Below are 23927 nucleotides of genomic sequence, written 5' to 3'. Positions count from 1 at the left end.
GCGGGTGAACCCGCTCCCACAGCGACCCCACAGGCTTCCAGGCCTGTGCGATCCCTGTGGGAGCGGGTTTACCCGCGAAGAGGCCAGCACAGGCGACCACTATTCAGCCTTTTTCTCCGCCTCTTTCAACTCCTTGATCCGCTTGTCGATCAGCTGACACTTGTCGGGCAAATCCTTGCTCGCCGTCCCCAGCTCCATCCCTTGAAGTTCGTCATTGATCTCCTTGGCCTTCTGCGGGTTCTGCTCGGTCAACTGGGTGACCAACCCGGCCAGCTCTTCGCGTTTCTGCGTTGCTTCTTCCGGTGTGCAGGCCCAGGCGGGCAGGGCGCAGGACAGGGCAGTGGCACAGGCAATGGGCAGCAGCAGTTTCATCCTTCCTACCTCCGGCGGTGGTGATGCCCGGTGGAGGCATGTGCCTGGCCGTTAGTTCAGCGCCTTCGACCGGTGGCACTTCATGGTCAGCCTGTCCCCAGCTGGGCATCTGACCTAGCCTTGTGAGCCATTTGGCCAGGCCACTTCCCTCCAGGTTGTAATCCCTTTCCCAAAACCTCCTGAAGCTATTGAAGAGTGTGCGATCGCTCCCTAGCTTTGGCCTGGATCAGGAGGTGTCGTATGTACAGGTGTAAATACGGACCAAATGGGAGGCCAGACATTATGACCAAAGCATCGAAAACTGACTGGAGTCGCCTGGCTCGACAGGACGACCAGGCTATTGATACCTCGGATATTCCTGAGCTGGATGAAAATTTCTTCCGCGAGGCTGAGCTGCGTGTTCCAGCCAAGCAGACGGTGACCATTCGCCTCGATTCCGATGTCCTCGCCTGGTTCAAAGAGCAGGGTAGCGGCTACCAGACCCGGATCAACCAGTTGCTGCGCCAGTACATGCAAGCGCAAAAACGCCAGCGCTGAGATATTTCGGAACGCCGGGCAACCTCGGCAGGTCCCAACCTGTGTACCCCTTCCGTCCACAGCAGGAGCCCGTAGCCATGAGCATCGCCTACGACTGGGACCTGATCGAGCGTTTGCTGCACGAGGTGCAGAACGGCGCCGGTCACAGCTTCACGCCACGCCCCTATGCCGAGCAGCACGCTGCGGCACTGGCTGCCAAGGGGGAGCCGGTGGGCGACCTGGACCACCTGAAAACCCGTGCCTGCGAGTACGAGAGGCTGTTGTTCGAGCGTGGTTTCATCGAAACCCGACCCGAAGAAGATGGTGGTAATGGCGAGAATTTCGTGCTGACCGAACGAGGCTCGCGGTTGATGAGCCTGATCGACAGCAGCATCCCCGGCTTCGAGCACCCGCGCCAGGTGCTGGACGAGCAGGAGGATGCGCTGGATGAAACCACCTTCGAGCAGGTGTCGGCGAAGGCACAGATCGCCTGAGGTCGTTTTGAGGCTGGCAAGGGTGGCCATGGAAACCCGATAATCGGTAGTTCCTGAATAACTGCCGAGCCCTCGCCCATGCCAATGACCATCGCAGAGGCCCGCTCATGAGCGCGGCCCGCAAGAACCCTGACGCCTTTGCCTTCCAGGTGATGCTGGGGCTGTGCCTGATCTGGGGCTGCCAGCAGGTCCTGATCAAGACTGCTGCCATCGATATCGCGCCGGTGATGCAGGCGGCCCTGCGCAACGGCATCGCCGCCGTGCTGGTGGGCCTGATGCTGTGCTGGCGCGGGGGCTGGGAGCAGGTCGGCAGCACCTGGCGTGCCGGGGTGGTGGCGGGCGGATTGTTCGGCCTGGAGTTCCTGTTCATTGCCGAGGGGCTGAAGCTGACGTCGGCGGCGCACATGTCGGTGTTTCTCTATACAGCGCCGGTGTTTACCGCGTTGGGCCTGCATTTCAGGCTGCCCAGCGAACGCCTGCGGCTGCTGCAATGGCTTGGGATCCTGCTGGCGTTCGGCGGCATTGCCATGGCGTTTGCCGGCGGTATGTCGTTCGAGCACATGGATGGCCGCACTCTGCTGGGGGATGCCTTTGGCGTGATCGCCGGGCTGGCCTGGGGGGCGACTACGGTGGTGGTGCGCTGCTCGCGGCTGTCGGAAGCACCGGCGACCCTGACCCTGTTCTATCAGCTGGCGGTGGGCTTTGCCGGCTTGCTGCTGATTGCCTTGCTCAGCGGCCAGATCGGCGCGGTGACGCTGACGCCGCTGGCGATGGGCAGCGTGCTGTTCCAGGGGATTGTGGTGTCGTTCATCAGCTACCTGACCTGGTTCTGGTTGCTGCGCAAATACCTGGCGTCGAACCTGGCAGTGTTCTCGTTCATCACCCCGCTGTTCGGGGTGACCTTTGGCGTGTTGTTGCTGGATGAGCCGCTTAGCCTGAACTTTGTGGTTGGCGCGTTGATGGTGCTGCTGGGGGTGGTGCTGGTGAGTGCCGAGCCTTGGGTGAAGCAGCAGTTGCGTAAGTTTGTGGGGTGAGTTCTAGCCTGTTACGGCCTCTTCGCGGGTAAACCCGCTCCCACAGGGGCCGCACAATCTTCAAGGCCTGTGCAGTACCTGTGGGAGCGGGTTTACCCGCGAAGAGGCCGGCACAGGCAGCTACGATTCAGGATGCAGCCTTGGCCTGACAGGCGTTGGCCTGCTGTGCAGCGCTGCCAAACAGCACCAGCCCCCCAGCCACCACCAACCCACCCGCGGCCACCATCAGCGCCGGCTGCAGCCCGCCGCTGTAATGGCTGCTGACCGCTGCCAGCAGCGGCCCGCTCAACTGCCCCAGGGCAAAGCAGGCTGTCAGCAGCCCGGCATTGCGCTGCGTGGCATGCGGCGCCAGCTCCCGCGAACGTTGCATCACCAGCTGCATGCAGGCCAGGAACGGCCCGCCACACAGCATCACGCCCAACGCCAGCCCGACACCTCCGCCCATCAGGCAGGCCAGCACACCCAGCCCCTGCAGCCACAGGGTGGCGGTGAGCCAGGTCGCGGTTCGGCCGCCACGCCGCAGGCTCACGAGCAGAACCCCCAGCGCCGCCGCCAGGCCGAATGCCGGCCAGAACAGGTCTGCGAGCCACTGCCCGTGGAACTGCTGGTTGGCCATCTGCGACAGGAAGGTGGCCGGCAGGATGTAACCTACGCCATACAGCGCATATACCAGCCCCAGGCGACCGATGCCGACACTGCGGGTCGGGCCCAGGTGTGTAGCGGGCGATACCGGCGCGGCTTGCAGCGCCCTGGGCAGCCAAGGCCGCACCGCCAGCAGCATCACCAGCGCGGCCACGGCATAGATCAGCCACAGTGCTGCCGAGCCGAGCCCCCACAAATGCGCCACCAGCGCCAACAAACCAGTCAGCGCAATGCCCAGGCCGGGCCCCGCGAACACCAGGGCGCCCAGGCGCTGGCGGTTGTCGGCATTGGCCACCTGTTGGCTGAGGCTGGTTATCATCACCAGCACCCAGGCGCTGGCCACGCCGGTGCCGAAGCGCAGCAGCAGGTGGCTCCAGAACCCGTCTGCGGCCCATGAGGCCAGGGTCAGCAGTACGCACAGCCACAGCCCACCGTGCAGGCGCAGGCGCACCTGGCCCGGCGAGCGGGCGAACATGGCATCGACCGCGCCGATGAAGTAACCCAGGTAGTTGGCCGCGGCCACCAGCCCGGCGACCGTCAGGTCGAACTGGCCTTCGGCGATCAGTTGCGGCAGCTGCGGGGTCAGGGCGAAACGGCCGATGCCCATGGCCATCATCAGCGCCACGGCGCTGGCCAGCAGTTGAATGAGTGGCGACATGACAAGTCTCCTGCGCGGATGTAAGCGATGGCTGGCAGGTTAGGTCGGTTTCTTTTTCAATAGAATTGAATAATGATGATCAAGTTGTTCTGTTTTGGAGAATGCCGTGGAATTCAGCCAACTGCGTATCTTCCAGGCCGTGGCCGAGGAAGGTTCGGTCACCCGCGCCGCAGAGCGCCTGCATCGGGTGCCGTCGAACCTGTCGACGCGCTTGCGCCAGCTCGAAGAGCAACTGGGTGTCGAGCTGTTCCTGCGCGAGCGCCAGCGCCTGCAGCTGTCGCCCGCGGGCAAGGTGCTGCTGGATTACGCCAACCGCCTGTCAGCCTTGCGCGACGAGGCGCTGGCCGCCGTGCGGGGCGGCCAACCGGCCGGGGACTTCGTGCTGGGGACCATGTACAGCACGGCGGCGACCCATTTGCCGGGGTTGCTGGCGCGTTATCATCAGGCCTACCCGGCGGTTAACTTGCAGGTGCGTGCGGCGCCCAGTGGCGAGTTGCTGGAAGGCCTGCTCAACCACACCTTGTACGCGGCCCTGGTGGATGGGCCACCGAGCCTGGCCGGGCTGGATGGCGTGCCGCTTTGCGATGAGCAGTTGGTGCTGATCACCAGCCCCGAGCACCCGGCGGTACACACTGCCAAGGATGTGGCCGGCAAGGCGGTGTTCACCTTCCGCCAGGGCTGCTCGTACCGCATGCGCCTGGAGGCCTGGTATGCCCATGCCCATACGCCCATGGGCCGGGTGATGGAGATCGAGTCGTACCAGAGCATGCTGGCCTGCGTGATCGCCGGCGCGGGTGTGGCGATGATGGCCAGGTCGATGCTCGACAGTCTGCCCGGGCGCGACCGGGTGCGGGTGCACCACCTGCAGGCACCGTTCGATCAGGCGGTCACCTGGTTGATGTGGCCCCAGGGCATGCGCGGGGCAAATTTGCAGGCCTGGATCGACCTGCAACAAAGCGAAACGATTAACCAGTCGTCGGAATGCGCCGTTACGGCTTGATCCGTATCAAAATGGCCCGTATCTGTAGCTTTAGAGGCATGCGTAATACAGGACATAGGGCTATGATCTGTATGAAACATCGCAGGATTGAATTGCCGTGAGGCTGACCCGTCAAGGGGGCATTATGAATAAACCACTGTCCAACTGGCTCCATGACCTGGCTGTCGCCTTGGGGCTGATTCCACCACCCTTGCAGCCGGTGCCGATCCCGACTGATGAAGAGCAGCGCAAACGCCAACCGCGTCGTCGCTGATACAGACAAAGGCCGCTGCACCTGGGTGGGTGCAGCGGCCTTTTTGTGTCTGCCAGTTGTGTGTTGCCTGTACCGCCTCTTCGCGGGCTTGCCCGCTCCCACAGGTAACCCACAGCACTCGAGGCCTGTGATATTCCTGTAGGAGCGGGTTTACCCGCGAAAGGGCCAGTACAGGCAACCGGGACCTATCAGGCCAGCTTAACCGCCGCTACCGATTTACGCGACATCAGGCTGACCACCACAAAGCTGACCAGACCAACTGCCAGGCTGTAGTAGATCGGCGTATTGGCCTCCAGCCCATCCTTGAACATGAACAGCAGCGCGGTGGCAAAGCCCAGCGACATGCTGGCGATAGCCCCGGCGGTGGTAGCGCGCTTCCAGAAGATCGCCCCGATCAGCGGGATCAGCATACCGCCGACCAGCAGGTTGTAGGCCAGGGTCAGGGCGTTGATCACATCGTTCACCACCAGCGCAATGCCCAGCACCACCAGGCCGGTGAGCAGGGTGAACAGGCGGCTGACGCCCAGGCTCGACGCCTTGCCGCCACGCAGCTTGGGCAGCAGGTCTTCGGTCAGGGTGGTGGACGCAGCCAGCAGGCCGGCGCTGGCGGTGGACATCATGGCGGCCAGCGCCGCTGCCATCAGCAGGCCACGGATGCCATCCGGCAGCGTGGTCTTGATCATCTCGGCAAAGGCATTATTCGGGTTGGCCAGGTCGGGCATCAGCACATGCGCAGCCATGCCGATCGCGGCGCAGGCCAGGCCGTACAGTATGCAGTACACACCGGCGGTGGTGCCGGCACGCTGGCAGACCTTCTCATCACGGGCAGTGAACACCCGCTGCCAGATGTCCTGGCCGATGAGGATGCCGAAGAAGTAGATCAGGAAGTAGGTGATGATGGTGTCCCAGCCAATGGTGGTCAGCTGGAAGCTGGCCGCCGGCAGCTTGGCCACCAAGGTGTCCCAGCCACCGGCCTTGTACAGGCACACCGGCAGCAGGATGAACATCAGGCCGACTGTCTTGATCACGAACTGGACGATGTCGGTCAGCGTCAGCGACCACATGCCACCAATGGTCGAGTACAGCACCACCACACCACCGCCCAGCAGCAGCGAGGCCCAGAACGGCAGGTCGAGCAGCACCTGCAATACGGTGGCCATGGCCAGGGTCGAGGTGACGCCGATCATCAGTGCGTAGGCCAGCATGATCACGGCGCTGGCCTGGCGTGCGGCCGGGTTGTAGCGCTGTTCCAGCACCTGGGTCACGGTGAAGATGCGCAGGCGCAGCAAGGGTTTGGCCAGCAACAGGTTGAGGGCGATGATGCCCAGGCCCAGGGCTGCGCACAGCCAGAAGCCGGAGATGCCGTGGACGTAGCCCAGGCGTACGGTGCCGACGGTGGAAGCGCCACCGAGTACGGTGGTGGCCATGGTGCCCATGTACAGGACCGGGCCGAGGTTGCGCCCGGCCACCAGGTAGTCCTCATGGGTTTTCGCGCGCCGCATGCCGTACCAGCCAAGCCCGAGCATGCCGGCGGTATAGATCATTACAACAATGATGTCCAAGGCCATTGGGGGTCTCCCGATTATCTTTATTATGGCGAGATCGACCACGCGGGCGGGTTCACGGCGCCCGGCGGTCTTGTCGTGTTGTTGGCGGGCCTCTGTGGCCCTCCCTCATGGCTCCTGCCGGGGTATAGCGGTATTAACGACGCACTACGCCCGGTAGCACGCAGAGCATCTCGAACAGCAGGTTGGCACCGAGCAGCGAGGTGTTGCCGGTGGTGTCGTAAGGCGGGGAGACTTCGACGAGGTCACAGCCGATCAGGTCCAGGCCGTGGCAGCCGCGAATGATCTCCATCGCCTGGATGGTGGTCAAGCCGCCGATTTCCGGGGTGCCGGTACCGGGAGCCCAGGCCGGGTCGATGCCATCGATGTCGAACGACAGGTACACCGGACCACCGCCGACCTTTTCGCGCACTTCGGCCATCAGCGGTTCCAGCGACTTGTGCCAGCACTCTTCGGCCTGGACCACACGGAAGCCCTGGCGGCGGCTCCAGTTGAAGTCATCGGCGGTGTAGCCCTGGGCGCGCAGGCCGATCTGCACCACGCGCTCGCAATCGAGCAGGCCTTCTTCCACGGCACGGCGGAAGGTGGTGCCATGGGCGATCTTCTCGCCGAACATGTGATCGTTGACGTCGGCGTGGGCATCGATGTGCACCAGGCCGATCTTGCCGTGCTTCTTGTGCAGCGCGCGCAGGATCGGCAGGGTGATGGTGTGGTCGCCACCCAGGGTCAGCGGGATGATGTTGTGCTCGAGGATCTCGTCATACGCTTCTTCGATGATGCGCACGGCGTCCAGCAGGTTGAAGGTGTTGATCGCCACGTCACCGATGTCGGCCACCGACAGCGAGTCGAACGGTGCAGCTCCCGTGGCCATGTTGTACGGGCGGATCATCACCGATTCGGCGCGGATCTGACGCGGGCCGAAACGGGTGCCGGAGCGCAGCGAAGTACCGATGTCCAGTGGCACGCCGATGAAGGCGGCGTCCAGGCCTTGGGCACTTTGCAGGTGGGGGAGACGGAGCATGGTGGCGATGCCGCCGAAACGCGGCATTTCGTTGCCGCCCAGTGGTTGGTGGAGGATCTTGTCCACGGTGGGCCTCATCAGTCGGTCGATTGTTCTGTTTGTTCGAACCTGTGCCGCCGCGCGCCTTCCAGGTGTGGTCTTGCCGGCGGGCAGGGACATTTCGGCCAAGTCTGCTGAAGGTAGTGCCGGGGAAAAATCGCTACCGGCAAATACTTAGTTCAGGAATTTCTGAACTAAAGGCGGCAGAGCGGTTAGACTGCGCGCTAATACCCCCTGCGGAACCGTTGCACCATGGCCTCGACCTTGCCCGACCTGAAACTGCTGCGCATCTTCGTCAGCGTGGTGCGCCACCAGGGCTTTGCCAATGCCCAGCGCGAGCTGAACCTGTCGACCTCGGCCATCAGCACCTACATGAGCCAGCTGGAAGGTGCCCTGGGGATCGTGCTGTGCCATCGTGGCCGTGGCGGCTTCAGCCTGACCAGCAAGGGCGAGCTGTTCCATCAGGAAACCCTGCGCCTGCTGGCCGAGCTGGACGGCTTCGAACAGTACGCCGCCGCCCTCAAGGGCGAGTTGCGTGGCACCCTCAACCTGGGGGTGATCGACTCCACGGTCGGTGACAGGGCCTTGCCGCTGGCCGAAGCCATCGGCGCCTACAGCCAGGAACACCCGGCGGTACACCTGCACTTGTCGGTATCCAGCCCTTACGAGCTGCAACTGGGCGTGCAGGACAACCGTCTGGACCTGGCGATCGGGGCGTTCTCCTCGCGCATGAGCGGGCTGCTCTACCAGCCGCTGTACCGTGAGCAGCACTGGCTGTACTGCAGCAGCCGCCACCCGTTGTATGCCGAACGGCGCATCCCCGAGCAGGTGGTGACCCAGCAGCGCATGGTCGGGCGTGGCTACTGGAGCCAGGCCGAACTGGCCCGGCATGGCTTCAAGCACAGCGCGGCGACGGTGGAGAGCATGGAGGCGCAGTTGATCCTGATTCTGTCCGGGGCCTACATCGGCTACCTGCCCGAGCACTATGCCCAGGCCTGGGTCGACAAGGGCGACTTGCGCGTGCTGTCGCCGTCGACCTTCGGCTACCAGGCACCGTTCTCGCTGATCATTCGCCGCGGGCGCAGCCGCGAGCCATTGATCCAGACCTTCCGCGACCTCCTCAAAAGCCAGCTCAACGTGGGCTGAAGCCCGGCATATGCTGTATTTCGTCGGCACCCGTTAAATTGTTGGTGCTGTCGACCGACAACATAATGGCGTCCTGCTATATATCAAATTTGCGTGTGCTGCTGTCTACCTCCCTTTCATCCTGCAAGGATTGCCCAAGATGCGCATGAATTTGCCCGTCACTGAGCACGAAAGAACCTTTCCCAACGATCAACGCCTGATTTCCACCACTGACCTCAACAGCCGCATCACCTACTGCAACGACGCTTTCGTGGCGATCAGCGGGTTCACCTACGACGAGCTGGTCGGCCAACCCCACAACCTGGTGCGCCACCCGGACATGCCGCCGGCAGTGTTCGGCCACATGTGGGAAACCATCAAGCAAGGCAAACCGTGGATGGGGGTCGTCAAGAACCGGGCAAAGAACGGTGATTACTACTGGGTCAGCGCCTACGTCACGGCCATCTATGAGCAGGGCCGCATCAGTGGTTACGAGTCGGTGCGCTCGGTGCCCACTCGCGAGCAGATCCGTCGCGCCGAGGCGTTGTATGCGCGCCTGCGGGCCGGCCGCACACCGGTGCCGTGGGCGGCCCGCCTGCTGCATGGCCTGGGCCACGGTTGGCCATTGATAAGTGCGGGCCTGCTGTCGGCGGCGGGCTACCTGTGGCTACCGCCCTACGCGGCGCTCGGGGTGCTGATGGCCAGCCTGCTGCTGGCCTGGTATCTGGTCGAGCACCGGCAGAACCAGGCGGTCCGCCGCACGCTGGCCGAGCATCCCAAGGCCTTCACCAGCCCGCTGGTGGCACTGACCTACAGTGATAACCCAGGCCTGCAAGGCCAGCTGGATCTTGCCATCATCAGTGAAGAAGCACGCCTGCAAACGGCCTTGACCCGCCTGGTGGATGCCGGGGTCGGGGTGAAGTCGCGGGCAGCGCAGTCGTCCGACTTGTCCGATGCCCAGGCACAGATGCTCGACCGCCAGCGCAACGAGACCGACCAGTCCGCCGCCGCCATCGCGCAGATGGCGGCGACCATCCAGCAGGTTACCCACAACGTGCAGAGCACGGCGCACGCAGCGGGCGATGCCGACCAGCTGGCGCAACAGGGCAGCGAGCTGGCGATGCAGAGCCTGCAAGCCATGGGCAGCATGAGCAATGCGGTCAACGACATCGGCCAGGCGGTCAATGCCCTGGCCGAGCAGACCCAGTCGATCGGCAGCGTGGTCGATGTGATTACCTCGATCGCCGAGCAGACCAACCTGCTGGCTCTCAACGCAGCCATCGAGGCGGCGCGTGCCGGCGAACAGGGGCGCGGGTTTGCCGTGGTGGCCGACGAGGTGCGTTCGCTGGCCCAGCGCACCCGTGCCTCGACCGAGGAGATCCACCAGATCATCGCCTCGTTGCGCGCCGGGGCAGAGCGCGCGGTCAGCACCGCCAGCCGCGGCGAGCAGATCTCGCGGGACAGCGTGCACAGTGTAGAGGCGGTGCAGGCAGCGTTGAGCGGGATTGCCCAGGCGGTCAGCCGCATCACCGGCATGAGCCAGCAGATGGCGACGGCGTCGGAGCAGCAGAGCCATGTGGCCGAGGACATCAACCAGCAGATCGTGCGCATAGCTCACCTGTGCGACCAGAGTGCCGGGCAGGCCAGGCAGGGCGCGGAAATCAGCCAGGACCTGGAACGCATGGCGGAATACCTGCATAGCCTGGCAGAGCGGTTCAACCGTTGAGATCGCCGGGGCCGCTTTGCGGCCCTTTCGCCGGCAAGCCAGCTCCCACAGGTATTGCACAAGGCCCAGGTCTGTGGTGATCCTGTGGGAGCTGGCTTGCCGGCGAATGGCCCGCAAAGCGGGCCCCGGTTCTGTGGCAAACTGTTCCCGCCAAGGAGAACCCCATGCCCAGACCCCGCTGCGAGCGCTGCCAGCGCCCGCTCGACCATTGCCTCTGTTCACTGATCCCTGCGCTCGACAGCCGTACCCGCGTCATCCTGCTGCAGCACCCCAGTGAAACCGCCCATGCCCTGAATACCGCCCGCTTGGCCGCCCTTGGCCTGAACAACGCCGAGTTGCGGGTAGGCGAGGTGTTCGAGGACTTGAACGAATTGCTGGCGACTTCCGGTTACCGGCCGGCCCTGCTGTTCCCGGGCGGCGACGCCCAGGAGTTGGTTGCCTATGGCGAGACGGACGACAAACCCTTGCTGTTGATCGTGCCCGACGGCACCTGGCGCAAGGCGCGCAAGCTGCTCTACCTGAACCCGTTGCTGGAGGCGTTGCCGCGAGTCACCCTGGGGGCTGTCGCGCCTTCACGCTACCGCTTGCGCAAGGCGCCGGAGGCGGGGGCGTTATCGACTATCGAGGCGGTGGTGGGAGCGCTGAACGCGTTGGAGCAGCCTGCCTGTTTCGATGCGCTGCTGGCACCGTTCGAGGCGTTGATCGAGGGGCAGATCAGGGCCATGGGTTTGGAGACGTTCCAGCGTAACCATGGTAGTGAGTGAGGGCAGGGGGCCGCAAAGCGGCCCCGGCTATCTCGAACCCGATCAACGCATATCAGGCAAACGCGCCTCGGTGCGTACTTCGGTGGTAGCCAGCGCTTCCGGCGGCAGCGAAATACGTTGCTTGGTCAACAGCTCGCCCATGGTCGCCAGCACGCGGTAGCGCGAGAACTCCTCGGTATAACGCACCTCGGTGTAGCGACGATCGGCGTTGTACAGCTCGTTTTCACTGTCCAGCACGTCAAGCAGGGTGCGCTGACCCAGGCCGAACTGGTCCTGATAGGCGGCACGCACGCGCTTGGTGGTCTCGGCGTATTCACGCGCAGTCGGCAGCTGCTTGCTGGCGTTGTTCATGGCGTTCCACGCCAGGCTCAGGTTTTCGGTCAGCTCACGCAGGGCGTTGTTGCGGATGTCCAGGGCCTGGTTGATCTTGTGCGCGTCGGACTGCAGGCGAGCCTTGTCGCTGCCACCGCGGAACAGGTTGTAGTTCATCTCCACGCCGGCTTGCCAGTCGTTATTGTTGTGGCCTTTCTCGCCACCGGTGTTGTTGTTGGCACCGGTAGCCAGAATGGCGTCGAAGCGTGGGTAGAAGGTCGACTTGGCCACTTCGTATTGCTGCTCGGCAGCATTGACGTCAGCCTGCGCAGACTTGATGTACGGGTTGTTCTGACGCATGCCGTCGCGGGCTTCATCGAGGGTGCCAGGCACCTCGCCCTTGATGGACTGCGGGCTTTCCAGCTCGTCCGGCATGCGGCCGACGACGCTGAAGAAGTTGGCCTTGGCATCGGCCAGGTCGACTTCGGCGGTGTCCAGGTTGTTTTCCGCCAGGGCGCGACGTGCGCGGGACTGGTCAAGGTCGGCGGTGCTGCCGACGCCGCGCTCGCTGCGCAAGCCGATCTGGTCGTTGACGCGCAGGTGGGCTTGCAGGTTGTTCTTGGCCAGAGTCACCAGTTCACGGCGCTTGAGCACTTCCAGGTACACCTCGACTGCGCGCAGAGCGACATCCTGGGCAACGGCCTGGGTGTAGTAGGCGCGGGAGGTGGAGACCGCTTCGGTGCGGCCCACTTCATTCGAGGTGTTGAAGCCGTCGAAGATCATCTGCCGCAGGCGCAGCTCGGACTGGGTGTAGTTGAGGGTTTCCTTGTTGTGGTTGCCCTCGGCACGAGTCGTGGTGTTGTCAGAACGCTGGCGGCCATAGCCGGCAACCAGATCCACGGAAGGGTAGTAGCCACCACGCGCAAACTTCACATCTTCATCGGCAGACAGCTTGCTGTTGCGGTTGGAGCTGACCTGCGGGTGGTAGTCCACGGCGCTCTGGACAGCCTCTGTGATCGACATCGCCTGTACGTTGGCACTCGCCAGGGCCAACAATAATGCACTGGTGATGGGGTTCAAAACGCGCATGGTACATCTCCCTGATCTTGGAATTGATCCTGCTAATCGCCAAAAAAATGACGATAAAGTTATTTCATATAGTGTTGCAGGTTTTTAATAACACAGCTAAGTACATTCAACGCGATAGACAAGAAGATTTATTCATAAAAAATTGCCATAACATAAATAAATCATCTAACAGGCTCGCAGATGAACACTGGAAATGGCGGCGAAAAACTCCATTAAGGCCAATGAATACAGGGCTTTAACCGAGTTCCAGAATCATTTCGGCTAAGGGAAGCACGAATTAGGCGAAAGTGATATTTGGCGACAAAATATTGTCACTTTGGCTTGTGCAGGGTTTTCTGTCTGAGGATATACAGGCTTACCAGGACGGCACTGGACAACATGAAGATACGTGCCCAGAACAGGGGCACCAGATAGCACGACAGACCGATGCTGGCCCACATCAGGCCGATGGCGTAGACCTTGCCCTTGAGGGGGATGCCTTCACCACTGAGGTAGTCACGGATCCATGGCCCGAGCTTGGGGTGATGGACCAGCCAGTGGTGAAAGCGCGGCGAGCTGCGGGCAAAGCAGGCAGCCGCCAATAGCAGGAACGGGGTGGTGGGCAATACCGGCAGGAATATCCCCAACACCCCCAACGCGACGCTGAGCCAGCCGGTGGCCAGCAGCAGGTAGCGCACAGGCGACTTAGTGGTGACGTGGCTTGAGCAGTGCCGGCTTTTCGTCAGGGGCATGCAGCAGCAGGAACAGCGCTGTCAGTGCTTCGGGGATCTGTACGATCATGTCGTCCTGCAGGTTAGCGTTGCTGGCGATGTCGGCGAACTCCGGCTGTTCGTCGAACAGGCCCGAGCCGACCATGATTGGCAGCAGCATCTCGCTGACTTCTTCCTCGGCGTTCTCGAACCAGGCCTCTTCACGCAGGAATACGCCTTCCATGAAGCCGATGCACCAGCCGCGCAGGTCGGAATCGTCTGGCTCTTCGGTCAGGTCGAGGTCGCACGGCAGCTCGAATTCGTCGTCGCTGGCCAGCTGGCGGGCGATGTGCGCTTTCAGCGCCACCAGGGTGGCCTCGATCTCGGTGCGCTGAGCGTCGCTGGCGTAGTGCGGCTCTTCGGCGAACAGGGCGTCGATCCATTCGCGCTCGGGCACTTCCTCGGCATTGATCGACAGGGCGGTGAGGTAGCCGTGGGCGGCGACATAGTCCAGCGCTTCTTCGTGCAGCTCGTCGGCGTCGAGGAAGGCTTGCAGGCGGGTCAGTTGCTCGGCGAAGGACATTACAGGGCTACCTTGGGGAATAAACGATAACGAATTCTAGCACCTTGCGACGGCAGCGGGGTAAAGGGAACGTCTATCGCCGTGGTGCCCTGCGCGGGGCGGTGCTGCGGTATACTCCGCGATTTTTCATCCAGGGGCAGGATTTGCCGGCCGCCTGGCAAAAACCGCTTACGCATTTGGCGTGTGCGGGGCGGGTTTTTCGTCCAGCCTGTATCCGGGATGGTACGGCGATTTGTGGAGTTGCAAATGCTCGAACAGGCTCAGCGCGTTCTCAAGGACGTCTTTGGCTACGACAGTTTCCGCGGGCGCCAGGCAGCGATCATCGACTGCGTGGCCAATGGCGGTGATGCCCTGGTGCTGATGCCCACCGGCGGCGGCAAGTCGTTGTGTTTCCAGGTACCGGGGCTGCTGCGTCCGGGCCTGACAGTGGTGGTCTCGCCGCTGATCGCGCTGATGGATGACCAGGTCGCCACGCTCGACGAACTGGGTGTGCCGGCCGCCGCGCTGAACTCCACGCTGACCCCGGAGCAGCAGCGTGACCTGGCCGGGCGCCTGCGCCGTGGCGAAGTGAAGATGCTGTACCTGGCGCCGGAACGCCTGGTGCAGCCGCGCATGCTCGACTTCCTGCGCGACCTGGATATCTCGCTGTTCGCCATCGACGAGGCCCACTGCGTGTCGCAATGGGGCCACGATTTCCGCCCCGAATACCTGCAACTGGGCCAGTTGGCCGAGCTGTTCCCGCATGTGCCGCGCATAGCGCTGACCGCCACCGCCGACATGCGCACCCGTGAAGAGATCGTCCAGCGCCTGCACCTGCAAGGCGCCGAACGCTTCCTGTCGAGTTTCGACCGGCCCAACATCTTCTACCGCATCGTGCCCAAGGAGGCGCCGCGCAAGCAGCTGATGGCTTTCCTCGGCGAGCGCCGCGGCAACGCCGGTATCGTTTATTGCCTGTCACGCAAGAAGGTCGACGAAACCGCTGCCTTCCTCTGTGACCAGGGCTTCCCGGCGCTGCCGTATCATGCCGGCCTGGCAGCCGAGACGCGCGCGGCCAACCAGCACCGTTTCCTCAACGAGGAAGGGCTGATCATGGTCGCCACCATTGCCTTCGGCATGGGCATCGACAAGCCGAACGTGCGTTTTGTTGCCCACCTTGACCTGCCCAAGTCGCTCGAGGCGTACTACCAGGAGACCGGCCGTGCCGGCCGTGACGGGCTGCCGTCCGATGCCTGGATGGCCTACGGGCTGCAGGACATGGTCATGCTCAAGCAGATGCTGCAGAACTCCGAAGGTGACGAGCGCCACAAGCGCATCGAGCAGCACAAGCTCGACGCCATGCTGGCCCTGTGCGAAGAAACCCGCTGCCGCCGCCAGTCACTGCTGGCCTATTTCGACGAAACCCTCGAGCAACCGTGCGGGCACTGTGACAACTGTGTCGACCAGGTGCAGACCTGGGATGCCACCGAGCCTGCCCGTCAGGCGCTGTCGGCGGTGTTCCGCACCGGCCAGCGCTACGGCGTCGGGCACCTGGTCGACGTGCTGCTGGGCAAGGACACCGAAAAGGTGCGCAATTTCGGCCACGAAAAACTCTCGGTTTTTGGCGTCGGCAAGGGGCTGGCCGAGGTCGAGTGGCGTTCGCTGTTCCGTCAGCTGGTGGCGCGCGGCCTGGTCGATATCGACCTGGAAGGCTACGGTGGCCTGCGCCTGTCCGACAGCTGCCGGCCGCTGCTGCGGGGCGAGGTGACCTTGCAGCTGCGCCGTGACCTCAAGCCGCAGACCACCGCCAGGACCTCGTCGTCCAGTGGCGGCAGCCCGGCCAGCCAGCTGGTGCGTGCCGAAGAGCGCGAGCTGTGGGAAGCACTGCGTACCCTGCGGCGCAAGCTGGCCGAGGAGCACAGCGTGCCGCCCTATGTCATCTTCCCCGACTCGACGCTGCTGGAGATGCTGCGTAGCCAGCCGGTCAGCCTCAGCGACATGGCCCAGGTCAGCGGCGTGGGCGCGCGCAAGCTGGAGCGTTATGGCCAGGCCTTCCTCGAGGTGCTGAACAATAGCGGTGGCACTGACGAAGCACCGAAAGTAGTGCTCGACCTGCGCCACGAACTGGTCAGCCTGGCACGCGCCGGCATGACCCCGGCGCAGATCGCCGGCCAGCTCAACTGCAGCGAGAAGAACGTCTACAGCCTGCTGGCCGAGGCGCTGGGGCGCCAGGAACTGAGCCTGGAACAGGCCCTGGACCTCCCGCAAGACCTGTTGATGGAAGTGCAGGATGCCTTCCTCGATGGCGAGGGCGAGCTGCCACCGGTGTCTGCGATTGCGCCGCTGTTCGGGGGACGGGTGCCGGAGGGCGTGCTGTACTGCGTGCGGGCTGCGCTGGCGGCCGAGTTCGAGCTGTAAGTGGTGACAGGATCGGAGGCAGAACTGCCATCTGCTGACCTTTGTCATGTTTTTTGACGATTATCGAACATTCCAGAGTGCCCGAGCCTTGCCTCGTGGGACGGACCATGGTTAGCTGCCTAATAATTAGATCTATTCAATGAGTTGCTTATGCCCCTGACCGACAACCAACACCGCTTCGGCATGCAGCTGGCCCAGATGTCCCGGGGTTGGCGTGCCGAGCTGGACCGCCGCCTGGCCGGGCTCAACCTTTCACAGGCGCGCTGGCTGGTGTTGCTGCACCTGGCCCGTTTCGAAGAGGCCCCGACCCAGCGTGAGCTGGCCCAGAGCGTGGGCGTCGAAGGTCCAACCCTGGCACGCCTGCTCGATAGCCTGGAAGCGCAGGGGCTGGTACGCCGGCAGGCGGTGCTGGAGGACCGGCGGGCGAAGAAGATAGTGCTGTGCCCGCCGGCCAAGCCGCTGATCGACCAGATCGAGACCATTGCCAATCAACTGCGGGTAGAGCTGTTCACCGGGGTGGATGAGGCGGAGCTGCAGGTGTGCATGCGGGTGCATGCCAAGATTCTGGCCAACCTGGAGAAATCCTGAGGGGGGCTGGGGCCGCTTTGCGGCTTGTGGGAGCGGGTTTACCCGCGAAGAATGCAACGCGGTGTATGGCACCGGCTTTGCCGGTGTTCGCGGCTAAAGCCGCTCCCACAATGTGTCCGGCACCTAGAAGGTATGCCCAAGGTTCAGGTACACCGCCTGCTCATGCGCACTGTTGGCACCATAAGTGAAGTTCAAGGGCCCCAGCGGCGTCTCCAGTCCCAGGAAGATGCTCGCTGCATTGATGTACCCACTGTCGAACTCGTTGTCGTTGTTCCACGCCCGCCCTCGCTCCAGCGACCCGCCGATGTACAGCGGGAAGTCCAGCGGTACGTAGGCCCGTGGCGTCAGGCGGCGGTAGTAGACCATGCGCATCAGGCTCACGTTCTGCCCTGACACCGAGTCCTGGCGGAAGCCTGACAGCTCCCGCGCGCCACCCAGCACGAAGCTCGACGTCACCACCTCGGTATCATCCAGCGTGCGCCCGTAGCGCCCGCCCAGCACGAAGGTGTTCGGCCCGCTGCTGATGGCCTTGTCCAGGTTGAACATCCACTGCCGGTAATCCTGGTCGGAATCCAGCGACTGGTCATACTTGCGCAAGGTCAGGCCGATGTCCTCGCCGCTGTGCGGGAAGTACACGTTGTCCAGGGTGTCGAACGAGTACTTCAGCTCGTAGAAACCTTCGTTGAAACTGACCTTGGGCAGGTCCTGGTCGCCGATGCGCACCTCGGCCTCTCCCCAGGCCTTGCCCACGCCCAGGCGCACTTCACCGTTGGTACCGATCTGCCGCCCCACGTTAAGGCCAAAGCCGTAACGCTCCAGGCGGTACTCGGCCACCGGGTCGTTGTCCAGGGTGGCTTCGATGTTCTGCGAGCTGAAGTCCAGGTACGGTGCGATGAAGTAGCGCGAGCCCACGTCCAGCGGCTGGTAGAACTCGCTGTACAACTCCTGCTGGTCGCCGATCTGGCCACGGGTCAGCCATTCGGCGCCGAGGCTGTTGATGCCGTTTACCCGGTAGCTGGCGCCCAGATTGAAGGCGCTGTCGCCGCGCAGGTCGTCCGACAGGTTCAGGCCCAGGCGCAGGTAGTCGGTGCCACCGCGTCGGCCCCGAGCGTTGATCACCAAGGTGTTGTCGTCGCCCTTGTGTACCACGCGGTACTGCACCCGGTCGAAGTAGTCCAGGCCGTACAGCGTGCCCATGTCAGTCTGCAGGCGACCTAGCTCCAGCGGCGCACCGATCGGCTGGCGGATGTACGAGCGGATGACCTCGTCGCTGACCTTGGAGTCGTTCTCGATCCTGATCGCGGTGATCGTCGGCGTGCGTTGGCGCGGCGAGCGGGCCACGGCCAGGCTGCTGTCACCTTCGGGCTGGCGCAGGGCGACAAGGCGCGGGTCGAGCAGGCGGGTGGCGCGGTAGCCGGCCTCGATCATTTCCCTGGCGCGGCCAAAGTCGGTGACGCCAAAGGCGGTCAGCGGTGGCTGGATGAGAATGTCGTCACGGTGCAGGCTGGCCAGTTGTTCTTCCGAGTTGCGCCGGGTCATCAGGGTGATCGACTGGTTGAGCACGTCGACTACCGTGGCCAGCTGCTTGCGGTCACGCAGCGGCGTGCCGATGTCGACCACGATGGCCAGGTCCACACCCATTTCGCGGGCGACGTCGACCGGGATGTTGTCGACCATGCCGCCGTCCACCAGCAGCCGGCCGTCCAGCTCGACCGGGGCGAACACCGCCGGGATCGACATGCTGGCGCGGATCACCTGGGGCAGGTGGCCACGGCGAAACACCACCTTTTCGCCACTGGCAATGTCGGTGGCCACTGCGCGGAAGGGGATTGGCAGCTTGTCGAAGTCACGGGTGTCGGCGGTGTGCGCCAGCTTGCTTTCCAGCAGCAGTGCCAGGTTCTGGCCCTGGATCACCCCCAGCGGCAGGCCCAGGCTGCCGTCGTCGCGAAAGCTGAGCTTCTGTTTGACCAGAAAGTCGCGGTCATCCTGCTTGCGCCGGAACGGCACGTCCTTGCGCGGCGGGGCATCGGACAACGCCTGTTGCCAGTCGAGGGTGGTGGCAAGCTTTTCCAGCTCTTCGACGCTGTAGCCAGAGGCATACAGGCCGCCTATCACCGCCCCCATGCTGGTGCCTGCGATAGCGTCGATGCGTACCCCCTGTTCCTCCAGGGCCTTGAGCACACCGATATGGGCCAGGCCGCGGGCCGCGCCCCCCGACAGCACCAGTCCAACCTTGGGCCTGGCCGGTTCGGCGGCGAATGCTGTGAAGGAGGAGAGGGTGAGCAGGAAACAGAACAGCAAACGGCGCATCGTGAGTCTCAAACCGTGGGCTAAAGACCGCTAGTATAAGCGGCCCCTCATCTGGAGATGCCTCACCATGGCCGACAGCAAACCGGAAATTGTCATCACGTATTGCACCCAGTGCCAATGGCTGCTGAGGGCCGCCTGGCTGGCCCAGGAACTGCTCAGCACCTTTGCCGACGACCTCGGCCGAGTGGCCCTGGAGCCTGGCACCGGCGGTATCTTCCGCATTACCTGCAATGGCGTGCAGATCTGGGAGCGCAAAGCCGACGGTGGCTTCCCCGAAGCCAAGGTGCTGAAGCAGCGGGTGCGCGACCAGATCGACCCGCAGCGTGACCTGGGTCACAACGACCGCTGAGTCAGGCGCTTTCGGCCAGTGGCCGCTGCCTGGGCGGTTGTTCGGCGGCCAGGCGGCTGGAAAGCACGATGGCGAAGATGATCAGTGCACCGCCCAGCAGCATGCGCAGGGTGGGGGTTTCGGCGAACACCACCCAGGCCACGGCGATGCCGTAGACCGGTTCCATGCCGAACACCACGGCGGCGGTGCGCGCCTTGATCACCGACAGGCTGGCGACGAACAGGCTGTGCGCCACGCCGGTGCAGAAGATGCCGAGCAGGGCGATCCACAGCCAGTCCATGGTGGCTACGCCGGCCAGGTCCGGCACCGCGAACGGCAGCAGGCACAGGCCCACCACCAGGTTCTGCCACAGCGCCGCCTGCACTGCAGGCAGGCGGCCGGAGCCGGCGCGGTTGGTGAGTGACAGCAGGGAGAACAGCAGCCCCGACAGCAATGACCAGAGCAGGCCACCGGTGGCTTCACTCGCCAGGTCGAATGCCGGCGTGACCAGTACCAGGCCGATGCTGACCAGCAGTACCAGCAAAGCCTCATTGCGGCGGATGCGTTCGCGGAACAGCAGGCCCTCGAGGATCACGGTAAAGGCCGGGAAGCTGGCGAAGCCGAGGGTGGCGATGGCCACACCGGCAACCTTTACCGCGATGAAGAAGCTGACCCAGTGGCCGGCCAGCAGCACGCCACCGAGCAGCAGGCGGCGGGCGTCCTGGCCGCTCAGGCGTTGCCAGCCCGGGCCGGCCAGGCTGGCGAACAGGGCCAGGGCGAGCACGGCGAAGGCGGCGCGGCCGAAGACGATGATCACCGGGCTGGCGCTGGCGGCCAGTTTGCCGAAGACGCCGGTGAGGCCGAAGAACAGCGCGCCGATGTGCAGGGCGCCGAGGGCGGTGCGGTGGTTCATGGGTGGTCCTTGCTCAAGATCTCTACTGGCTGTGTCGGCCTCTTCGCGGGTAAACCCGCTCCCACAGCTACTGCACCGCTTTCGAAGCCTGCGCAGTACCTGTGGGAGATTCTATGGTTTTCAGCAAGCCAGTTTCGCGCCTTTAGTGACGTATTCGCCCTGATTTTTCATCAGGGCGAATGCCACCCGCGCGAGCTTTCTTGCCAGGATTACCAACGCTTGGGTTGTTGCTTTACCACTGCTCCGATGCTGTTCGTAAAGCCCTTTCCAGGCTGCCGATCTGCTGGCCGCCATCGCAGCGTTGTGCAATAAGCGACGAATTTCTGAACAACCTCGCTTGGTGAGGCGACGTCGCCCATTCTTCTGTCCGGAATCACTGACTCGTAAATCCATTCCTAGGAATGCAATGTACGAGTCACTGCTTTTGAACTCGCCCCTTGTAAAAGCCATCACCAATGCTGCGGCGGTGAGAAAACCAATGCCCTCTACTGCCTGGCAGCGAGCGACTTGTTCCTGCAGCCCAGCGTCTCGCAGTACTTCTTTAATCTTCTTTTGAATCAACTGATCCAGCCGATCTATCGACTTCACAAAAGTTTCGAAGGCGGCTTTCAAAAGGCTTTCGTTAGCCCAGCTCTGAGTCATTGCAGTACGAGCAGTCACCAAGGCGGCTCTGCGTCGCAAGAGGCTCTGAAGCTTGCCGTAGACAGCGGGAGGCGGGCTCCAAGGGCGAAGGTCCTCGCCTTCATTTTTTAAAAAACGGGACAGCAACCGAGCATCGGAGGGGTCGGTTTTAACCCGTCCCCCAACACTCTTCCGGTAGTTGCTCAATTGAAAACCATCGATGACATAGACCTCGAAGCCTAGGCTGTGGGCCAATTCAACCAGGTCCAAGTGATAGACGTTGGTCGCCTCAACAGCGATAGCGGTGTTGAGGGGTTGTTGCTTGAGCCACCTTCTGATCTCGAGTTTGGAGTTTTTGAGCCTGATGATCTCGTCGCGATCATCGTGGTGGATAACCAGCTCAGCTTTCGCGACATCCGCACCCACGATCAACTTACCTACCTGCATTGCCATGGGCCGCTCCTCACGTTATGGTTTTTCGGCTTGAAGGGGTTTCACCAAGAGGCGCTGGCTTGTTTCTATCGTCGCTTGCAAACGATGCATTCTTTATCGGCGCTTTGGTGGAAGGGGTGGGGCGATGTCTCCCACGGTCTGTACTGCTGTGAACAGTCAGAATCGGGCATTTAGTCCCACCACCCCTTCAAGTCTAACCATACAAGCGGGTTTACCCGCGAAAGGGCCGGCACAGGCCAAGTGTATAGGCTCAGGAGAATGCATTCTGTCGCAAGGCTAGTGTGGTTTGTCGCCAGACTCTCGCCGCAAAGCCAACGGCGTACACCCGAACGCCCGCAACATCGCCGCCGAAAACGCACTCTGCGAGCTGTACCCCACCTGCGCCGCAATCTCTCCCATCGGTAGCAAGGTCTGCATCACCAGCCGTCGCGCCTTGAGCAAGCGCCGCTGGCGAATGTAGTCCATCGGCGTCATCCCGCATTCCGCAGTAAAGCGCGCATGCAGGCGGGCACTGGACAACCCGGCGATGCGCGCCAGGTCAGCCACTTGCAGCGGGTAGGCGGCATGCCGCTCGATATGTGCATCGAAGGCGGCATAGGGCAGGCGCTGGCTGGTTGTGACGCTGGCGGCCGCCGTGGGGTTGAGGCTGGCCAGCAGCAGCGCTGCCCCTTGTCGGGCAATCAGCGGGTCGTGCATGGGGCTGGTCGCCAGCCAGTCCACCAACTGTTGCTGGCGCTCATCCAGGCCCAGTGCGGCGGGGCGGTCGAGCAGGCGGCGGCTGGCATCTGCATGTTCGCCCAGTTGCTCGCGCAACCAATGGTCCCCTGGTACATCCAGCACCAGGCAATCGCTGCCGCCATCGCTGGCGCAGGTGTGATGGGCGCCCGCCGGTACCACGATCAACCCCTGTCGATCGATCCCTGCGCCATGCCCCTGCACCTCGAAGTCCAGGCGACCGCGCAGGCCGAACACCAGTTGTGGGTGTTCGTGGCTGTGGGCGATCAGGCTGTCGCGGTAATGGCGCAGCGAGAGGATCGGGCCGGCGGTCATGGGGAGAGGCGTCCTCGCAGAGCAGAGGCGCATTGTGCCTCATTCCCCGCGGTCCATCACTCGTAACGGTTTTGCCACCGATCTGTCATCCGCGCCTGCCAGTCTCCAGCAAACTGCGCCGGAGCCTGCCCATGACCCATGCCGAACTGTCACGTCCCTCGCGCAAGCAACGCGTGCGTACTCTGTGGATTTCCGATGTGCATCTGGGCACCCGCGACTGCCAGGCCGAACACCTGTCGCAGTTCCTCAAGGGCTACCAGGCCGACCGTATCTACCTGGTGGGCGATATCATCGATGGCTGGAAGCTGCGCGGTGGTATCTACTGGCCTCAAGCCCACACCAACGTGATTCGCCGCCTGCTGACCATGAGCAAGCGTGGCACCGAAGTGATCTACGTCACCGGCAACCATGACGAATTCCTGCGCCGTTACTCCAGGCTGATCCTCGGCAACATCCAGCTGGTGGACGAGGCCGAGCACCTGACCGCCGATGGCCGCCGCCTGCTGGTGATCCATGGCGACCAGTTCGACGTGATTACCCGCTACCACCGCTGGCTGGCGTTCCTCGGTGACCGTGCCTACGAGTTCACCCTGGTGCTCAACCGCTGGCTCAACCACTGGCGTGCCCGCTATGGATACGGCTATTGGTCGCTGTCGGCGTACCTGAAGCACAAGGTCAAAGGCGCGGTGAACTTCATCAGCGACTTCGAAGATGCCATTGCCCACGAGTGCACCCGCCGCGGTTTTCATGGGGTGGTGTGCGGGCATATCCACCATGCCGAGATTCGCCAGGTGGGGGAGGTGGAGTACCTCAATTGCGGGGATTGGGTGGAGTCGTGCACGGCGCTGATCGAGCATTGGGATGGCACGATCGAGCTTTATCGGCTGGCGGAAGCACAGGCGCGAGAGGTGAAGGCAGCAGCGGCGTTGCGCGAACCGGCGTAGGGCTTGATAGCCCAGGGGCTGCAAAGCAGCCCCAAAAGATCTACAGGCTGATCTTGCCCAGAAGGATATCCCTGAACATCACGAAATCCCCGATCAGGCTGTACAGCGGATGGGTAAAGGTCGCAGGTCGGTTCCTTTCGAAAAAGAAATGCCCGACCCAGGCAAAGCCGTAGCCGAATACCGGCAAGGCCAGCAGCAGCAACCATTTGCCACTGCCGATGGTGTAGGCCAGCAGGGCAATCACCAGGCTGGTGCCGACGAAGTGCAGGCGGCGGCAGGTGGGGTTGCTGTGTTCCCCCAGGTAGTAAGGATAGAACTCGGCAAAACTGCGAAACTGCGCTGTGCGGTTCATGGCTGTGCTCCGGGATTAACACTTCTGGACAAGATGCACGGCGTGGAGCCTGATTCGAGTCTAGAGTGACTGGCGAAGCCTATCAGTGACAA

Annotated in this window: 24 protein-coding genes; 12 read left to right on the top strand and 12 right to left on the bottom strand. The window is 63.1% G+C overall.

The window, feature by feature from the left end:
* Positions 1-99: 99 nt before the first annotated feature.
* Entirely contained in the window at positions 100-372 is a 273-nt protein-coding gene (locus NY023_RS20360) for a hypothetical protein (RefSeq protein ID WP_013973700.1), read from the bottom strand.
* A 282-nt stretch (positions 373-654) separates the two neighbouring features.
* On the opposite strand from NY023_RS20360, the gene NY023_RS20355 reads away from it, so the two are divergent.
* The 3 genes from NY023_RS20355 (at position 655) to NY023_RS20345 (ending at position 2416) form a co-directional block, all read left to right on the top strand.
* Entirely contained in the window at positions 655-909 is a 255-nt protein-coding gene (locus NY023_RS20355) for a BrnA antitoxin family protein (RefSeq protein ID WP_013973699.1), read from the top strand.
* 77 nt (positions 910-986) lie between these two features.
* Positions 987-1382, top strand: a complete 396-nt coding sequence (locus NY023_RS20350; protein ID WP_013973698.1) for a hypothetical protein — start codon at positions 987-989, stop codon at positions 1380-1382.
* Positions 1383-1489: 107 nt separating this feature from the next.
* The gene (locus NY023_RS20345) at positions 1490-2416 is read left to right on the top strand and encodes a DMT family transporter (RefSeq protein ID WP_013973697.1); all 927 of its coding nucleotides are present in this window, start codon (positions 1490-1492) and stop codon (positions 2414-2416) included.
* Between the two features lie 127 nt (positions 2417-2543).
* Here the strand turns inward: NY023_RS20345 and NY023_RS20340 are convergent, their stop codons facing one another.
* Positions 2544-3716: an MFS transporter gene (locus NY023_RS20340; RefSeq protein WP_013973696.1), complete on the bottom strand. Its 1173-nt coding sequence runs from the start codon at positions 3714-3716 to the stop codon at positions 2544-2546.
* A gap of 106 nt (positions 3717-3822) precedes the next feature.
* Here NY023_RS20340 and ptrR point away from each other — a divergent pair, with 106 nt between their 5' ends.
* Both ptrR and NY023_RS20330 read left to right on the top strand, forming a co-directional pair.
* Positions 3823-4716 (top strand): putrescine utilization regulator PtrR, encoded by an 894-nt coding sequence (ptrR, locus tag NY023_RS20335; RefSeq protein ID WP_044047141.1) that lies wholly within the window; start codon positions 3823-3825, stop codon positions 4714-4716.
* 124 nt (positions 4717-4840) lie between these two features.
* Entirely contained in the window at positions 4841-4969 is a 129-nt protein-coding gene (locus NY023_RS20330; protein ID WP_009683677.1) for a PA1414 family protein, read from the top strand.
* A gap of 188 nt (positions 4970-5157) precedes the next feature.
* Here the strand turns inward: NY023_RS20330 and NY023_RS20325 are convergent, their stop codons facing one another.
* Complete coding sequence (locus NY023_RS20325) at positions 5158-6537, bottom strand: sodium:solute symporter (protein WP_013973694.1); 1380 nt, start codon at positions 6535-6537, stop codon at positions 5158-5160.
* A gap of 133 nt (positions 6538-6670) precedes the next feature.
* Positions 6671-7621 (bottom strand): agmatinase, encoded by a 951-nt coding sequence (speB, locus tag NY023_RS20320; RefSeq protein ID WP_013973693.1) that lies wholly within the window; start codon positions 7619-7621, stop codon positions 6671-6673.
* A gap of 225 nt (positions 7622-7846) precedes the next feature.
* On the opposite strand from speB, the gene NY023_RS20315 reads away from it, so the two are divergent.
* The 3 genes from NY023_RS20315 (at position 7847) to NY023_RS20305 (ending at position 11209) form a co-directional block, all read left to right on the top strand.
* Positions 7847-8740 (top strand): LysR family transcriptional regulator, encoded by an 894-nt coding sequence (locus NY023_RS20315; protein WP_013973692.1) that lies wholly within the window; start codon positions 7847-7849, stop codon positions 8738-8740.
* 139 nt (positions 8741-8879) lie between these two features.
* Positions 8880-10445, top strand: a complete 1566-nt coding sequence (locus NY023_RS20310) for a methyl-accepting chemotaxis protein (protein ID WP_013973691.1) — start codon at positions 8880-8882, stop codon at positions 10443-10445.
* Positions 10446-10609: 164 nt separating this feature from the next.
* Complete coding sequence (locus NY023_RS20305) at positions 10610-11209, top strand: tRNA-uridine aminocarboxypropyltransferase (RefSeq protein ID WP_013973690.1); 600 nt, start codon at positions 10610-10612, stop codon at positions 11207-11209.
* 42 nt (positions 11210-11251) lie between these two features.
* On the opposite strand, the gene NY023_RS20300 is transcribed toward NY023_RS20305, so the two are convergent.
* The 3 genes from NY023_RS20300 to NY023_RS20290 form a co-directional block, all read right to left on the bottom strand.
* Positions 11252-12610, bottom strand: coding sequence for a TolC family outer membrane protein (locus tag NY023_RS20300; RefSeq protein WP_013973689.1), 1359 nt, complete (start codon positions 12608-12610; stop codon positions 11252-11254).
* Positions 12611-12921: 311 nt separating this feature from the next.
* The gene (locus NY023_RS20295) at positions 12922-13341 is read right to left on the bottom strand and encodes a YbaN family protein (protein ID WP_162097110.1); all 420 of its coding nucleotides are present in this window, start codon (positions 13339-13341) and stop codon (positions 12922-12924) included.
* Positions 13295-13882 carry a YecA family protein gene (locus NY023_RS20290; protein ID WP_013973687.1) on the bottom strand — a complete coding sequence of 196 codons (588 nt, stop codon included), beginning with the start codon at positions 13880-13882 and terminating at the stop codon, positions 13295-13297. The genes NY023_RS20295 and NY023_RS20290 overlap by 47 nt, the downstream gene beginning before the upstream one ends.
* A gap of 246 nt (positions 13883-14128) precedes the next feature.
* Between NY023_RS20290 and recQ the strand changes: the two genes are divergently transcribed.
* Together recQ and NY023_RS20280 are read left to right on the top strand one after the other, a co-directional pair.
* Complete coding sequence (gene recQ, locus NY023_RS20285) at positions 14129-16276, top strand: DNA helicase RecQ (protein WP_023662314.1); 2148 nt, start codon at positions 14129-14131, stop codon at positions 16274-16276.
* Positions 16277-16426: 150 nt separating this feature from the next.
* Complete coding sequence (locus NY023_RS20280) at positions 16427-16864, top strand: MarR family transcriptional regulator (RefSeq protein ID WP_013973685.1); 438 nt, start codon at positions 16427-16429, stop codon at positions 16862-16864.
* A gap of 123 nt (positions 16865-16987) precedes the next feature.
* On the opposite strand, the gene NY023_RS20275 is transcribed toward NY023_RS20280, so the two are convergent.
* On the bottom strand, positions 16988-19174 hold the full coding sequence (locus NY023_RS20275; protein ID WP_013973684.1) for a patatin-like phospholipase family protein: 2187 nt from the start codon (positions 19172-19174) through the stop codon (positions 16988-16990).
* Positions 19175-19241: 67 nt separating this feature from the next.
* Here NY023_RS20275 and NY023_RS20270 point away from each other — a divergent pair, with 67 nt between their 5' ends.
* On the top strand, positions 19242-19523 hold the full coding sequence (locus NY023_RS20270) for a SelT/SelW/SelH family protein (RefSeq protein WP_003259082.1): 282 nt from the start codon (positions 19242-19244) through the stop codon (positions 19521-19523).
* A gap of 1 nt (position 19524) precedes the next feature.
* Here the strand turns inward: NY023_RS20270 and NY023_RS20265 are convergent, their stop codons facing one another.
* The 3 genes from NY023_RS20265 to NY023_RS20255 form a co-directional block, all read right to left on the bottom strand.
* Positions 19525-20415: a DMT family transporter gene (locus NY023_RS20265; RefSeq protein WP_013973683.1), complete on the bottom strand. Its 891-nt coding sequence runs from the start codon at positions 20413-20415 to the stop codon at positions 19525-19527.
* Between the two features lie 120 nt (positions 20416-20535).
* The gene (locus NY023_RS20260; RefSeq protein WP_013974673.1) at positions 20536-21489 is read right to left on the bottom strand and encodes an IS110 family transposase; all 954 of its coding nucleotides are present in this window, start codon (positions 21487-21489) and stop codon (positions 20536-20538) included.
* Positions 21490-21765: 276 nt separating this feature from the next.
* Positions 21766-22539: a helix-turn-helix transcriptional regulator gene (locus tag NY023_RS20255; RefSeq protein ID WP_013973681.1), complete on the bottom strand. Its 774-nt coding sequence runs from the start codon at positions 22537-22539 to the stop codon at positions 21766-21768.
* 131 nt (positions 22540-22670) lie between these two features.
* On the opposite strand from NY023_RS20255, the gene NY023_RS20250 reads away from it, so the two are divergent.
* Positions 22671-23483, top strand: a complete 813-nt coding sequence (locus NY023_RS20250; RefSeq protein WP_013973680.1) for a UDP-2,3-diacylglucosamine diphosphatase — start codon at positions 22671-22673, stop codon at positions 23481-23483.
* 40 nt (positions 23484-23523) lie between these two features.
* Here the strand turns inward: NY023_RS20250 and NY023_RS20245 are convergent, their stop codons facing one another.
* On the bottom strand, positions 23524-23835 hold the full coding sequence (locus tag NY023_RS20245; protein WP_013973679.1) for a DUF962 domain-containing protein: 312 nt from the start codon (positions 23833-23835) through the stop codon (positions 23524-23526).
* Positions 23836-23927 lie beyond the last annotated feature (92 nt).

It is taken from the genome of Pseudomonas sp. NBB (genome assembly GCF_032701105.1).
GTDB classification, from domain to species: domain Bacteria; phylum Pseudomonadota; class Gammaproteobacteria; order Pseudomonadales; family Pseudomonadaceae; genus Aquipseudomonas; species Aquipseudomonas asiatica.
Note: the sequence above shows the minus strand (reverse complement) of the source record. Positions and strands in the feature narration are given on the sequence as shown.

Bases quoted from the DNA above. Each gene is read 5' to 3' on its own strand.
- NY023_RS20360 (WP_013973700.1), bottom strand. From the start codon at position 372: ATGAAACTGCTGCTGCCCATTGCCTGTGCCACTGCCCTGTCCTGCGCC.
- NY023_RS20355 (WP_013973699.1), top strand. From the start codon at position 655: ATGACCAAAGCATCGAAAACTGACTGGAGTCGCCTGGCTCGACAGGAC.
- NY023_RS20350 (WP_013973698.1), top strand. From the start codon at position 987: ATGAGCATCGCCTACGACTGGGACCTGATCGAGCGTTTGCTGCACGAG.
- NY023_RS20345 (WP_013973697.1), top strand. From the start codon at position 1,490: ATGAGCGCGGCCCGCAAGAACCCTGACGCCTTTGCCTTCCAGGTGATG.
- NY023_RS20340 (WP_013973696.1), bottom strand. From the start codon at position 3,716: ATGTCGCCACTCATTCAACTGCTGGCCAGCGCCGTGGCGCTGATGATG.
- NY023_RS20330 (WP_009683677.1), top strand. From the start codon at position 4,841: ATGAATAAACCACTGTCCAACTGGCTCCATGACCTGGCTGTCGCCTTG.
- NY023_RS20325 (WP_013973694.1), bottom strand. From the start codon at position 6,537: ATGGCCTTGGACATCATTGTTGTAATGATCTATACCGCCGGCATGCTC.
- NY023_RS20315 (WP_013973692.1), top strand. From the start codon at position 7,847: ATGGCCTCGACCTTGCCCGACCTGAAACTGCTGCGCATCTTCGTCAGC.
- NY023_RS20310 (WP_013973691.1), top strand. From the start codon at position 8,880: ATGCGCATGAATTTGCCCGTCACTGAGCACGAAAGAACCTTTCCCAAC.
- NY023_RS20305 (WP_013973690.1), top strand. From the start codon at position 10,610: ATGCCCAGACCCCGCTGCGAGCGCTGCCAGCGCCCGCTCGACCATTGC.
- NY023_RS20300 (WP_013973689.1), bottom strand. From the start codon at position 12,610: ATGCGCGTTTTGAACCCCATCACCAGTGCATTATTGTTGGCCCTGGCG.
- NY023_RS20295 (WP_162097110.1), bottom strand. From the start codon at position 13,341: ATGCCCCTGACGAAAAGCCGGCACTGCTCAAGCCACGTCACCACTAAG.
- NY023_RS20290 (WP_013973687.1), bottom strand. From the start codon at position 13,882: ATGTCCTTCGCCGAGCAACTGACCCGCCTGCAAGCCTTCCTCGACGCC.
- recQ (WP_023662314.1), top strand. From the start codon at position 14,129: ATGCTCGAACAGGCTCAGCGCGTTCTCAAGGACGTCTTTGGCTACGAC.
- NY023_RS20280 (WP_013973685.1), top strand. From the start codon at position 16,427: ATGCCCCTGACCGACAACCAACACCGCTTCGGCATGCAGCTGGCCCAG.
- NY023_RS20275 (WP_013973684.1), bottom strand. From the start codon at position 19,174: ATGCGCCGTTTGCTGTTCTGTTTCCTGCTCACCCTCTCCTCCTTCACA.
- NY023_RS20270 (WP_003259082.1), top strand. From the start codon at position 19,242: ATGGCCGACAGCAAACCGGAAATTGTCATCACGTATTGCACCCAGTGC.
- NY023_RS20265 (WP_013973683.1), bottom strand. From the start codon at position 20,415: ATGAACCACCGCACCGCCCTCGGCGCCCTGCACATCGGCGCGCTGTTC.
- NY023_RS20260 (WP_013974673.1), bottom strand. From the start codon at position 21,489: ATGGCAATGCAGGTAGGTAAGTTGATCGTGGGTGCGGATGTCGCGAAA.
- NY023_RS20255 (WP_013973681.1), bottom strand. From the start codon at position 22,539: ATGACCGCCGGCCCGATCCTCTCGCTGCGCCATTACCGCGACAGCCTG.
- NY023_RS20250 (WP_013973680.1), top strand. From the start codon at position 22,671: ATGACCCATGCCGAACTGTCACGTCCCTCGCGCAAGCAACGCGTGCGT.
- NY023_RS20245 (WP_013973679.1), bottom strand. From the start codon at position 23,835: ATGAACCGCACAGCGCAGTTTCGCAGTTTTGCCGAGTTCTATCCTTAC.